This is a genomic window from Dietzia sp. NCCP-2495 (assembly GCF_026011735.1).
GTDB lineage: Bacteria > Actinomycetota > Actinomycetes > Mycobacteriales > Mycobacteriaceae > Dietzia.
Genome location: NZ_BRVN01000013.1, coordinates 1 through 12,561, shown reverse-complemented (window position 1 = coordinate 12,561; position 12,561 = coordinate 1). Strand labels below are relative to the sequence as shown.

The following is a 12,561-nucleotide window of genomic DNA, read 5'->3' as shown; positions in this document are numbered from 1 at the left end:
GACCTCACCTACCGCGCTGGATGACCTCGCGGGCCAGCGCCCGGTACGCCTGGGCACCTCCCGAGCGTGGCGCCCAGGTCGTGATGGGCTCCCCGGCCACGGTCGTCTCCGGGAAGCGGACCGTGCGGGTGACGAGGGTGTCGAACACCTTGTCCCCGAACACCTCCACGACCCGGCCCAACACGTCCCGTGCGTGCACCGTGCGGCGGTCGAACATCGTGATGAGGATGCCGGTCAGGTGCAGACGAGGGTTGATCCGGTCGCGCACCTTGTCGATGGTGTCGGTGAGCAGGGCCAGGCCACGCAGCGAGAAGTACTCGCACTCCATGGGGATGAGCACGCCGTCCGAGCACGCGAGGGCGTTGACCGTGAGCAGGCCGAGTGACGGCTGGCAGTCGATCAGGACGTAGTCGTACCGGTCCAAGACCGGGTACAGGGCGCGGCCAAGGGCCTGCTCGCGACCGACCTCGTTGACCAGCTGGATCTCCGCCGCCGACAGGTCGATGTTGGCCGGGATCAGATCCACGCCCTCGACGCGGGTGCGAACCAGGACCTCTTCGGTGGACACGGTGTGGTCCACGAGGAGGTTGTAGACGGTCAGTTCCAGTTCGTGGTGCGCGATCCCCAGACCGGCGGACAGTGCACCCTGCGGATCGAGGTCCACCACGAGCACCCGGCGACCATACTCCGCGAGCGAGGCCGCGAGGTTGATGGTGCTGGTGGTCTTGCCGACCCCGCCCTTCTGGTTGCACATCGAGAGGACGACCGCCGGACCGTGCGAGGTCAGTGGCTCCGGTTCGGGGATCGCCGAGAACCCCTCACCGGCTGCAGGATCGTCAGCTCCCAGCAGTTCCGCGCGGGAGAACAGCGCGGGATCCATCGCCCCAGTGTTCTGCGCCACCCGCGTCTCCTCTCGTCGCCTTCACCCGCGCCCGGGCCGTATCCCCGGCAACGTTACCGTGCCCGGGGGTGACACTCGGCCCAGACCTCGCGGAGCGTGTCGACGGTGACGAGTGTGTAGATCTGGGTCGTGGTGACCGAGGAGTGCCCGAGCAGTTCCTGGACCACCCGAATGTCCGCCCCGCCGTCGAGGAGATGGGTCGCGAACGAATGTCGGAACGAGTGCGGCGAGACCTCCCCCTCCAGCCCCGCGCGCCGGGCCGCGGTGGTCACCACGTTCCACAGCGTCTGGCGCGTCAACCTGCCACCACGGGCGTTGAGGAACAGCGCCGGGCCGCCCTTGCCCGAGCCGCCCTTGACCGACAGTGCCGGTCGAGCGCGCACGAGGTAGGCGGCCACCGCGTCGCAGGCAGGGCGGCCCAGCGGCACGATCCGCTCCTTGCCGCCCTTACCGCGCAGGATCACCGAACCGCCACCAGGCTGGTCGAGCCCCTCGAGATCGTCCACGTCGAGGCCGATGAGTTCGGCGGCACGCGCACCGGAGGCGTACAGCAACTCGAGCATGGCCCGGTCCCGGAGCCGGGCGGGCTCGGTGTCCGTTTCGGTCCCCCCGGCGGCCTCGATCATCGCGATCATCCGGTCGACCGGAACGGCCTTGGGCAGCCGCTTCGCGGGACTCGGCGGGGTCACCGCCGCAGCCGCGTCGACAGCGGTGACCCCGTCACGGGTGAGGAACCGGTGCAGTCCCCGGACCGCCGCCAGGGACCTGGCGACCGAGCTGGAGGCGAGCGCCTCGCGTCCCGCCTCCGGGTCCGCTGTCGACAACGCGACGCGGAACCCCTCGACGTGTGACTCGCTCACCGCGGCGAGGTCCGTCACCCCCACCGAGGAGAGATGACGGCGGTACCGGTCCAGGTCACGGCGGTAGGCGGCGAGGGTGTGGGGCGACGCGCCACGTTCGACGGCGAGGTGGTCCAGGTAGCCGCGGATCGCGGTCTCGACACCGGCGTCTCCGGCCATGTCCGACTGGTCCCGCGATCAGTCCCGGGCGAGCAACGCCCGGGCCGCGAGGATCCCCGACACCGCGATCCCGTTGACGATCCGGCCGTCGAGCACGGCGTCGACGGCCTCGTCGAACGGGATTCGGACGATCTCCATGTCCGCCTCCTCGTGCGTCGCCTCCGGTCGCCCGACCTCGCGCAGTCCGGTCGCCAGATAGATGTGGACGCGCTCCGTGCTAAAGCCCGGGGACGGGACGATCTCCACCACATCCCGCCAGTCGGTCGCCTCGAACCCGGTCTCCTCGAGCAGTTCCCTGCGCCCGGTCTCGAGCGGGCGCTCGCCGTCGACGTCGCACAGGCCCGCCGGCAGCTCCCACAGGCGCTCCCCCACGGCGTGCCGGTACTGACGGACCAGGACGATCTGGTTCTCGGAGTCCACGGCCACCACGGCCACGGCGTCGTCGTGACCGCAGATCTCGCGGTCCGCGGTGCCCCCGTCCGGCATCGTCAGTGTGTCGATGCGCAGTCGGACGATCCGGCCGTCGAAGATCTCTCGACTGGAGATGGTCCGGTAGTCATGCGAACCGGGGGCACCGGAGGGCGACACGGCTCAGCTCTCGTCGACCGACGCGGCCTCGGCGGCCGCCCCGGCTGTGGCCTCTGCCTGCGCCCCCTCGTTCTGGCCCTCACGCCACGGCTCCACCGGCAGACTCATCTCGTTCTCGTAGTCCAGGGAGGCCTTGATGAACGCGGCGAACAGCGGGTGCGGCCGGGTCGGGCGCGACTTGTACTCCGGGTGCGCCTGCGTGGCGACGAAGAACGGGTGCTGATCCCGCGGGTACTCGACGAACTCGACCAGGTGGCCGTCCGGCGAGGTGCCCGAGAACTGCAGTCCCGACTCGGCGATCTTTTCGCGGTAGGCGTTGTTGACCTCGAAACGGTGACGGTGCCGCTCGGAGATCTCGGTGGAGCCGTAGGCTTCGGCCACGATCGAACCCTTGGTCAGGGTCGCGGGGTAGGCGCCGAGTCGCATGGTGCCGCCGAGGTCGGCGTTACCGGCGACGGCATCCACCTGGTCGGCCATCGTGGAGATCACCGGGTGCTCGGTGTCGGGCTCGAACTCCGTGGAGGACGCGCCGGTCAGCCCGACCGAGCGCGCCGCCTCGATGACCGAGCACTGCAGACCGAGGCACAGTCCGAGCAGCGGGATCTTGTTCTTGCGCGACCACGAGATGGCCCCGAGCTTGCCCTCGATTCCGCGGATACCGAATCCACCGGGAATGAGCATGCCGTCGACGCCGTGCAGTGCCTCCCGGGCTCCCGCCTCGGTCGCGCAGGAGTCCGACTCCACCCACCGGATGTTGACCCGGGCGTGGTGCGCGAAGCCGCCGGCGCGGAGCGCCTCGGTCACCGAGAGGTAGGCGTCGGGCAGGTCGATGTACTTGCCGACTAGGGCGATCTCGACCTCTTCGCGGGGCTCGTGGACACGCCCCAGCAGGTCGCCCCACACCGTCCAGTCCACGTCACGGAACGGGAGGTTGAGCTTGCGGATGACATGGGTGTCCAGGTGACCGTTGAACAGGACACGCGGGATGTCATAGATGCTCGGCGCGTCCGGGGTGGCCACGACACCCTCGACGTCGACGTCGCACATCAGCGCGATCTTCGCCTTGAGGGCGTCCGGCACCTCGCGGTCCGCCCGGAGGATCAGGCCGTCGGGCACGATACCGATCGAGCGGAGGGCTGCCACGGAGTGCTGCGTCGGCTTGGTCTTGAGCTCACCAGAGGGCGCGAGGTACGGCACCAGGGACACGTGGAGGAAGAAGATGTTCTCCCGACCCACCGAGTGACGCACCTGACGGCAGGCCTCGAGGAACGGCTGCGACTCGATGTCTCCGACGGTCCCGCCGACCTCGGTGATCACGACGTCGGGCCGGCGGCCATCGGCGTCCGGATCCCCCATCGCGATGATGCGTTCCTTGATCGCGTCGGTGATGTGCGGGATCACCTGGACCGTCTCGCCCAGGTACTCGCCGCGACGCTCCTTGGCGATGACCGCCGAGTACACCTGACCGGTCGTGACGTTGGCGTTGGCGCTCAGGTCTCGGTCGAGGAAGCGCTCGTAATGCCCCAGGTCGAGATCCGCCTCGGCTCCGTCCTCTGTGACGAACACCTCTCCGTGCTGGAAGGGGTTCATCGTGCCGGGGTCCACGTTGATGTAGGGGTCGAGCTTCTGCATGGTCACCCGGAGCCCGCGGGCGGTGAGCAACTGTCCCAGGCTGGAGGCGGTCAGCCCCTTACCCAGCGACGACGCCACGCCACCGGTGACGAAGATGTGCTTGGTCGCGGACCGCGATGCGGCTCGATTCAGTGCCAAGGGGACTCCCGTGTCAAGACTCCGGAATGGATGAAAGCTGGTGCGGCTCCGGTGCACCCCACGGGGCTTCAGGCTATCACCGTGTGGGGCCCGGAGGGAGCGACGGCGCCGCTGCGGTCGCATCCTGCCGCGTCCCGAAGTCGCCCTGCTCCCCGTCGAGTTGTCCGGCAAGGGCGAGGACAGTTGCCAGTCGCCCGGCATCCGAGCCCACGGTGTCGACGGTGGATACGTCGCTCTGCCCCGAGGAGCGCAGGGCCACGACGGCGTCCTGTCCTCCCCCGGACGAGATCGGGCTCACCACGACGGTCCCGGCACCCTCGGCGTCGAGGGTCCTGGAGAGCGAGGCGATGCGGGCGGCCGTCGACTCATCGTCGACCGGTCCGGTGACCACCACGGCGAGTTGCCCCGGGCGGATGGTCCCCTTCTCGTACTCGATCATCCCGGCGTCCGCGAGGGTCGTCAGGACGGTGGCCCGGTCGTCGTCCTCACGATGTGGCTTCGCGTCCTCCTTGCGCAGCAGTGCGGCGCGTCCGAGTGCGGTGCCCAGCTGGGTGCCGAGGTCCGCGTCGGCGGCCGGGGCCGTCCCGATGGGCAGATTCGCCACGAGCGCCGACAGTTCCGCGTCAGCCTCTGGGGCGACCGCCTGGTCGGTGATCCGGATCCGTCCCGCGTCCACTCCGCCGGCCTCCGAGACCGCGTCGGTGACCGCCCGCACGTCCTCGTCGGACGCGCCGGGAGACACCACCACGAGCACCGGACGGTCTTCGAGCCGATCCGCGGTGACGGCCGGCGTGAGCTCCCCGGCCAGGGCGTCGAGACGATCCGCCTCCAGCCGGGTCTGCGTCAGCTCCCGCTGCGTGATCTCGAGCTGGCCCGCGGTCGTCTCCTGACGTTCGACCAGGGAGTCCCGGATGGACGTCGCCACGGACGTGGAGCCCAGCACCACGCCGATCGCCAGTGCGAGGAAGACCGCGACCAGCGTCAGAACGTGGCGACGCAGGCTGATCACTTGAAAAATCCCTGGACCCACAAGGCGAAGGTGTTCCAGGCCTCCACGGCCCAGACGAGCAGTTCCTGGGCGGAATCGCGGGCCACGACAACGGCAGCGACGGCCAGCAGCGCGGCCAGAACGACCAGTGCCAGCCCGATCCCGGCACCACGCGAGCGGTACAGGGTCGAGCACGCCTCGGCCGAGACCAGGCGCGAGGCGACGGTGGTGTCGACCATGGTCGACGACGGCGTCGCGTCCGCGCTGAAAGCGTTTTCGAGTCCGCGGGTCCGGCCGGTGGCGACGATCATCTCGGCGCCGCCGTGGAAGGCGAGCAGGAGTGCCATGTCACGCGCGGTCGCCGCCGCGGGGAAGGTCGTGGCGCCCACGCCCAGCTCCGTGATCCGGTCCAGGCCCTCGGCCCGGCCATCCCGGTCCGCCGGGACGACGAGAACCGCGCCGTCGGTGAGGACCTCGTCGGCGACCGACGTGGGGGTGGCGACAACGACGTCGGCGCTGAGCCGGGCCGCGCGCAGGTACTCGGCACCGGCGTCCACGCCCACCAGGACGGGGCGGTACTCGCGGATGAATGGCTTGAGATCGGCGAGCTGCTCTGCCGAGCCCTCGTCGGCGGTCACCACCACGACGTGGCGGTCCGCGAACTCGATGTCGAGTTCCGGCAGGCCCTCGCCGTCGAGCAGCAACTGGTGCTCGATGCTGAGGAACTCGGTGGCGTTGGCGAGGTGCGCCAGCGCCGACTCGACGTAGGCGCTCTCGGCGGAGTCGACCTCTGACACGAGGGTGGCCGAATCGGCTTCGCGACCTCTGGCGAGCTCGTCATCGGACTTCTGCGCGTACACAACGCCCTCGTCGATGCGGACCCGGGTGCCGTCCTCGACCGTCGACAGGTCGGCGTCCTCGATGACCGGGATCGTCGACTCGGCGAGGATGCGGTACGCCGCACGCGGCAGCATCGTCTCCCCGTGCCGGGGCACGTGGACGACTGCGGCCACCTCGGCGGCGACCACGGCGCGGGCGACCTCGGCGGACGTGCGGTTGAGATCGAGCACCGCCACGTCCTTGGGCCCGAGCTTCTTGGGGACCGCAGACCCCGCGGGGATCTGACGGACGGCGCCGAGCACTCCGGCGAGGTCGGTGGAACGACGATTGAGCAGACCCGACATCTTCATGCACAGGAGTATCACGCGTGTCATTCACGCATCGACGGAGGTAGACCCGGCGTGTCGCCCTAACGGTCGAGTTGAGCTTGAGACTTCTGCCGTTGGGCCGTGTCCAGGAGCTCGCGCGCGTGGGCGAGGCCGGTGTCCGTGTCGTCCAGACCCGCGAGCATCCTCGCGAGCTCGGTGACACGGTCGGTGTCCGCAACTGCCCGCACCCCGGAGACCACGGCACCTCCGCCGCCGTTCTCCGCCGCACCCGCGTCGGTCCCCTTGTGCACCACGAGATGCGTGTCCGCGTATGCGGCGACCTGCGCGAGGTGGGTCACGGCGATCACCTGGTGCGTCCGGGCCAGCGTGGCCAGGCGCTTTCCGATACTCAACGCCGCACGGCCGCCGACCCCGGCGTCCACCTCGTCAAACACCAGGGTCCCACCCCCGGAGCGTTCGGCGAGGACCACCTCGAGTGCGAGCATCACGCGGGACAACTCACCACCGGACGCCCCCTTGCCCAGTGGAACCGCCCCGGACGGTCCGTCCAGTTCCAGGCTCACCTCGTCGAGTCCCGACTCCGTCGCCCCCGACAGTCCGTCACCGGAGGGGGTGACCTTGACGGCGAGTCGTGCACCACCCATCGACAACTCCGCCAGCTCGGCGGACACGCGATCCGCGAGGTCGGCACCGGCGGCCCGGCGGATCTCGGTGAGCGCCGCTCCCCTGTCCTCGAGTTCGGCTGCGAGCCGCGCCACCGTCGCCTCGAGTTCCGCTACCGCGGAATCGGAGGTGTCGACCTCGGTCAGGCGGACCCGCGCCTTCTCTGCCCAAGCGATCACGTCGTCGACATCCGTGCCGTACTTGCGCGTGAGAGTCCGCAGGTCGTGCCTACGCTCGAGTGCCGCATCCAGGTCAGCCGCATCGACGGGGAGTTCGGCGAGGTAGAGCCCGAGCTCCGTCGCCGCGTCTCCCAGTGCGGCGATCGCCTGGCCGAACGAGGTGGCGATGGGGTCCAGGTCGGGATCGCCGGCGCCGGAGAGCCTCTGGCGTAACTGGTCGAGCACCCCGACGAGTGGATCGGTCGACTCACCGTCGCCCGTCAGTGCCTCGTGTGCCTGCCCGGCGACCTCGCGCAGTTCCTCGGAATCGGTCAGCCGCCGGATCCGTGCGTCGAGTTCCTCCTCTTCACCGGGGTGCGGATCGAGTGCGTCGATCTCTTCGAGGCCCAAGCGGAGGAGGTCGGCTTCCCGGGCCAGCTCGCGAGCCCGTCCGGTGCGCTCGGCGAGCGACGCCGCGGCCTCCCGCCACTGCCGGAAGGTGGAACGGTAGGCGTCCAGCGCAGCCCGGGCCTCGTCTCCGCCGTGCGTGTCGACCGCGTCGCGCTGATGGTCGGCCCGGAGCAGTCGCAACTGATCATTCTGCCCGTGGACCGCCAGCACCGGAGCGCAGAACCGTGCCAGCGTTCCCGCCGGGACTGATCGACCTCCGAGCCTGGCGCGGGACCGACCGTCCGCGCCCACCCGTCGAACGGCAATCACGCTGCCGTCCTCGTCGAGTTCGGCATCCGCGTCCTCGAGGAGTTCATCGAGTTCCCGACGATGGGATTCGTCGACCGTGGCGGCGGTGGTGAGATCGAATCGCCCCTCGACGAGTGCCCGGTCCGCTCCCCGGCGTACGCGACCCGGATCCGCTCGTCCGCCCGCCAACAGCCTCAGTCCGGTGACCACCATCGTCTTTCCCGCGCCGGTCTCGCCGGTGAGCACGGACAGTCCTGGTGAGAAGTCGGCTATGGCCTCGTCGATGACGCCGAGGCCACTGATCCGGAGTTCGGTGAGCACGGTCCCACCCTAGGCGAGGGGACGGACACCTGATCGTCCGCGCCATCCCGTGACCGGCAACTCGAACTTGGTCACGAGCCGGTCCGTGAACGGCGAGTCGTCCAGTCTGACCCACTTGACCGGCCTCGATCCGCGGATCACCTCGACGCGGCTCCCCGCGGGCGCGTCGATCACGCGACGACCGTCGAGCACCACCACGGACGGCCCCGAGTCCACACCGGTCTCCACGGCGACCCTCGAGGTGGGTGCCACGACCATGGGGCGGGCGAAGAGCGCGTGCGCGTTGTTCGGGACCACCAGGATCGCATCGAGCTCGGGCCAGACGATCGGTCCTCCCGCGGAGAACGCGTACGCGGTCGACCCTGTGGGCGTCGACACGAGCATCCCGTCACATCCGTAGTCACTCACCGGCCGTCCGTCGATCTCAACGGAGGCCTGCAGGACCCCCTGGCGCGAGACCTTCTCGATGCTCACCTCGTTGAGCGCCCAGTCGTGGCCGAGACGCTTCTCGCCGTGGATGACGGTCGCCTCGACGGTCATCCTCTCGACCACCCGGTAGTCGCGATGCGCGATCTGTTCGACAACCGCGCTGAGCGAGTCGACCTCGGATTCCGCGAGGAAGCCGATGTGGCCGAGGTTGACCCCGAGAACCGGGACGTCCGCCGACGTGGCGTACTGGCATGCGCGCAGAAACGTTCCGTCGCCGCCCAACACCAGGACGAGCTCGCAGCCGTCGGCGGCGTCGGGTAGGTCGGGCACCGTCTCCACGGGCAGCGATTCGTCGACGACGACTCCGGTGTCCTCGAGCATTCGGACGGCGATGGCGTAGCTGGAGCACGCCTGGACGACCCGCTCGACCTTGGCCACGATTTCGGGCCTGCCGACGTTGGGGACGAGCAGGATACGTCGCTGTTGAGTCGGAACAGTGTCAGTCATTGAGGCCCTTCTTCCACCGCGGTCCGTATCGCGGCCTCGGCGTCATGATCGAGGCCACCGGGTGTCGCGTCGTCGACTCTGCGCAGGTGCAGAAAGTACTCGACGTTCCCCGACGGTCCCGGCAAGGGACTGGCCACGCATCCCCTCACCTGTAGGCCGAGTCCGGAAGCCTTACGAGCCACTGCGGTCACCGCCTCGATCCGAAGCGACGGGTCACGAACCACGCCACCCTGCCCGACCCGGTCCTTGCCCACTTCGAACTGGGGCTTGACCATGGGCAGCAGGTCCCCTCCCGGCCGCACGCACCGGGCCATCGCCGGGAGTACCAGTGCGAGCGAGATGAACGACAGGTCGGAGACAACGAGATCCACCTCGCCGCCGATGTCCTCGGGTCCAAGTGCACGGACGTTCGTCTTGTCGTAGACGCCGACCCGCTCGTCGTTCCGGAGCCGCCACACGAGCTGTCCGTAGCCGACGTCCACGGCTTCGACGCGCCTCGCTCCCCGCGACAGGAGCACATCTGTAAATCCGCCGGTCGAAGCCCCCGCATCAAGACAACGCAGCCCGTCTACGTCCACGTCGAACGCGTCCAGTGCCCCGACGAGCTTGTGCGCACCCCTCGACGCCCATTCGGGTTCATCCGAGGCGGTCAGCGCGATGGAGGTGGTCGGTTCGACCTGGGTCGCGGGTTTGGTCGCCGCAACACCGTTGACGATCACGCGGCCGTGGGCGATGAGATCGCGGGCACGCTCGCGGCTGTCACACATCTTCCGGCGGACGAGCTCCGCGTCGAGTCGGATTCGCTTGGCGACCATCAGTGCTGGGTATCCAGAGAGGCGAGAGCTCGAGCGAGGAGTTCGTGTGCCCCGTCGAGTGCGGCGACCTGGTCGTCTCCCACAGCCTCGGGCTCGTCCACCGCCGGCACTGCGACACCGACCGAATCCGCGAGGAGGTCATCGAAGGTCACCCGCAGCTCGTCGGTATCGAGTCCCTTGGGGCCCGGAAGTGGATGCGGTCTAGGTGTGCTCACGGAGCCCAGGTTAGTCGACAGTGAATCCCGCATCCGAGAGCCTGGACCGCACCGCCCCGGACCCGGCCACGACGAGGGACACGCCGCGCTCCCACCCCTGCCTGATCACAGCCCGTGCGAGTGGCGTGCCCACGAGACCGTCGGGAAGCTCTTCCACCACCAGGGCATCGGCCGAAGCGCTCGCGACGAGCGCCGGCGCGTTCGCGATCGAAAAATCCTCCCCGGCAACGTTGACCGCCGTCAGGTCGTCGGCGAGGTGGGTTGCACGCCTGGCCGGAGGCGCTGCGAGGAGATCCGACGGGCCGTGCACACCGGACAGCACCATCAGTGAGGGCATCCCTGCGGCCACGGCACCCTCGATGTCCGTGTCGAGACGGTCGCCCACGACTAGAGGCCGACGGGAATCGACCCGCGCGGCTGCGGCGAGGAGAACCCCGGCCGCGGGCTTGCCCGCGACCACGGGTGAACGGTCGGTGGCGGTCATCATCGCCGCGACCAGGGCTCCGTTTCCGGGGAGCAGCCCACGTTCTGTCGGCAAGGTCGCATCGGTATTCGAGGCGATCCACGGGACACCATCCCGAATCGCGAGACAGCCCTCCGCGAGATCTGCCCACGTGAGCTCTCTCGACAACCCCTGTAGGACCGCAGCGGGCCTGTTGTCCGCCGACAGCACGACCTCGTATCCCGCATCCCTGACGAGGTCACGAAAACTGTCGTGGCCGACGATGAGGATCCTGGAGCCGGCCGGTACGTGATCGCCGAGCATCACGACGGCTGCCTGCGCGCTGGTCATGACCTGGTCAGCGACCGCGGAGAAACCCATGTCACGGAGGTGGGAGGCGGTCTGCTCGGGAGCGCGGCTCGCGTTGTTTGTCACGAAAATAACAGGAAGACCCGAGGCCTCGAGCCCGGCAGACACCCCGGGGATGGGCTCGGTACCGCGGATCAGAGTGCCGTCGAGGTCAACGAGTAGCGCATCGTGCTCGGTAGCAAGGCTGGAAATGGACACGACGCTGTTCAGTCCACCAGCTCGGCAAGACGCGCTTCTGCGTCGGTGAGCTGTTCGGGGTCCGCCTCGACTGCATGTCCGAACCACTCGATCGCCTCGGCCTTGTGACCCGCGGCCAGCAACACCTCGGCGTAGGCGTAGTCCAGCCGCGCGGCTTCCTCACCGGTGGCGTCTGCCGACAACCCGGCGTCTTTGAGAGTCACCAGTGCCGCGTCGAGCTGGCCCATATCCACGCGCGCTCCGGCCTCGACGATGCGAAGTTCGATGAGGTCCTCCCCCTCGAGCATCCGCGACTCGTCCCCGCGGGCGAGTTCGATTGCACGTTGGGGCCGCTCGAGTCCACGCTCGCAATCCGCCATCATCGCCAGCAGGCCGGGGCCTCCGGAAATGCGGCGCGCGGCACGAAGCTCACCGAGCGCCTCGGACCACTCGGCGGCACGGTACGCCAGAACGCCCAGGGTCTCCCGGACCACGCCGATACGACCGGCACGGTTCTTCGCTGCCCGGCCGTGAGCGAGTGCCAGCTCGGGGTCCTCGTCGACGAAGTGCATCGCGGCGACGAGGTGCTTCGCCACGATCTCCGCGTTGGACTTGTCCAGGCTCCGCAGATCACGACGGATCTCCATGTCGAGGTCTGAGGCCTCGATGTCCTCGGGAAGCGCCGGTTCATCGGCACGCGCGGCGGCACGGACCTCTTGCCTGGGACGACCGGCTCCGTGCCTGTCAGCATCACTTCTGCGAACGGGCCCGTTGCGCCTGTCTCCAGCGTTCCGACGGTCCCCGTCGCCGCGCGAACCTTCGCGCCGGCTGTTCGTACCTCGGCCATCACTGCCCCGCTCGCCCGGACGCGACGCACGTCGCGGTCCTCCTGAGCGCTGAGCAGATCGGCCGTGGGACTGGTCTGAACTGCGGTAGCCGCCGCCTCCTGCGGAGCGACCTCCCGAACGACCGCCGGCACGCTCGCCGTCATTGCCCCGCTCGTCTCCGGCGGACCGGCCGGCACCATCCCGACGCTCACCATTCGCTGCGGAGTCTCCGCCGCGACGCGGCGAGCTTCCGTCGTAGCGCTTACCGCGGCGCTCCCCGTACGAGCTGTTGTCTCTGCGGCCTCCACTCCCGGCGCGGTCGCCACGGCGGGGGACGTCGCGATCTCCGCGGCGGGGGCTCTGGTCTGCGTTCTCTGACCGGGCATCGTTCACGACGTTCACCTTACGTGCAATGGGAAGCCAATTCGGCTTCGGGCTTCTTCCGTTCAATTACGTGGAAATGCCAGCAGCGGAAGGAACTGGTGGGTTCCTTCCGCTGCTGTG

The 12,561-nt window shown here is 69.2% G+C and carries 12 protein-coding genes; all 12 read right to left on the bottom strand.

Annotated features, from left to right (window positions below):
• Positions 1 to 4: 4 nt before the first annotated feature.
• Positions 5 to 880 carry a ParA family protein gene (locus OPF83_RS11750; protein ID WP_264887708.1) on the bottom strand — a complete coding sequence of 292 codons (876 nt, stop codon included), beginning with the start codon at positions 878 to 880 and terminating at the stop codon, positions 5 to 7.
• A 74-nt stretch (positions 881 to 954) separates the two neighbouring features.
• Positions 955 to 1,920, bottom strand: a complete 966-nt coding sequence (locus OPF83_RS11745) for a site-specific tyrosine recombinase XerD (protein ID WP_264887647.1) — start codon at positions 1,918 to 1,920, stop codon at positions 955 to 957.
• Between the two features lie 18 nt (positions 1,921 to 1,938).
• On the bottom strand, positions 1,939 to 2,508 hold the full coding sequence (locus OPF83_RS11740; RefSeq protein ID WP_264887646.1) for an NUDIX domain-containing protein: 570 nt from the start codon (positions 2,506 to 2,508) through the stop codon (positions 1,939 to 1,941).
• Between the two features lie 3 nt (positions 2,509 to 2,511).
• The gene (locus OPF83_RS11735; RefSeq protein WP_264887645.1) at positions 2,512 to 4,278 is read right to left on the bottom strand and encodes a CTP synthase; all 1,767 of its coding nucleotides are present in this window, start codon (positions 4,276 to 4,278) and stop codon (positions 2,512 to 2,514) included.
• Positions 4,279 to 4,354: 76 nt separating this feature from the next.
• Entirely contained in the window at positions 4,355 to 5,287 is a 933-nt protein-coding gene (locus OPF83_RS11730; protein ID WP_264887644.1) for a copper transporter, read from the bottom strand.
• A complete protein-coding gene (steA, locus tag OPF83_RS11725; protein WP_264887643.1) occupies positions 5,284 to 6,456 on the bottom strand; it encodes a putative cytokinetic ring protein SteA in 1,173 nt (390 codons plus the stop codon). The genes OPF83_RS11730 and steA overlap by 4 nt, the downstream gene beginning before the upstream one ends.
• Positions 6,457 to 6,515: 59 nt before the next feature.
• On the bottom strand, positions 6,516 to 8,276 hold the full coding sequence (recN, locus tag OPF83_RS11720; protein ID WP_264887642.1) for a DNA repair protein RecN: 1,761 nt from the start codon (positions 8,274 to 8,276) through the stop codon (positions 6,516 to 6,518).
• Between the two features lie 9 nt (positions 8,277 to 8,285).
• Entirely contained in the window at positions 8,286 to 9,212 is a 927-nt protein-coding gene (locus tag OPF83_RS11715) for an NAD kinase (RefSeq protein WP_264887641.1), read from the bottom strand.
• Positions 9,209 to 10,027 (bottom strand): TlyA family RNA methyltransferase, encoded by an 819-nt coding sequence (locus OPF83_RS11710; RefSeq protein ID WP_264887640.1) that lies wholly within the window; start codon positions 10,025 to 10,027, stop codon positions 9,209 to 9,211. The genes OPF83_RS11715 and OPF83_RS11710 overlap by 4 nt, the downstream gene beginning before the upstream one ends.
• Complete coding sequence (locus OPF83_RS11705; RefSeq protein WP_264887639.1) at positions 10,027 to 10,242, bottom strand: hypothetical protein; 216 nt, start codon at positions 10,240 to 10,242, stop codon at positions 10,027 to 10,029. Before OPF83_RS11705 ends, OPF83_RS11710 begins: the two co-directional genes overlap by 1 nt.
• A 10-nt stretch (positions 10,243 to 10,252) precedes the next feature.
• Positions 10,253 to 11,251, bottom strand: a complete 999-nt coding sequence (locus tag OPF83_RS11700; RefSeq protein WP_264887638.1) for an HAD-IIA family hydrolase — start codon at positions 11,249 to 11,251, stop codon at positions 10,253 to 10,255.
• A gap of 8 nt (positions 11,252 to 11,259) precedes the next feature.
• The gene (locus tag OPF83_RS11695) at positions 11,260 to 11,877 is read right to left on the bottom strand and encodes a hypothetical protein (RefSeq protein WP_309297778.1); all 618 of its coding nucleotides are present in this window, start codon (positions 11,875 to 11,877) and stop codon (positions 11,260 to 11,262) included.
• Positions 11,878 to 12,561 lie beyond the last annotated feature (684 nt).

Excerpts from the sequence above, each read along its gene's own strand:
- OPF83_RS11750 (WP_264887708.1), bottom strand. The coding sequence starts at position 880 with ATGGATCCCGCGCTGTTCTCCCGCGCGGAACTGCTGGGAGCTGACGAT.
- OPF83_RS11745 (WP_264887647.1), bottom strand. The coding sequence starts at position 1,920 with ATGGCCGGAGACGCCGGTGTCGAGACCGCGATCCGCGGCTACCTGGAC.
- steA (WP_264887643.1), bottom strand. The coding sequence starts at position 6,456 with ATGAAGATGTCGGGTCTGCTCAATCGTCGTTCCACCGACCTCGCCGGA.
- OPF83_RS11715 (WP_264887641.1), bottom strand. The coding sequence starts at position 9,212 with ATGACTGACACTGTTCCGACTCAACAGCGACGTATCCTGCTCGTCCCC.
- OPF83_RS11710 (WP_264887640.1), bottom strand. The coding sequence starts at position 10,027 with ATGGTCGCCAAGCGAATCCGACTCGACGCGGAGCTCGTCCGCCGGAAG.
- OPF83_RS11695 (WP_309297778.1), bottom strand. The coding sequence starts at position 11,877 with ATGGAGATCCGTCGTGATCTGCGGAGCCTGGACAAGTCCAACGCGGAG.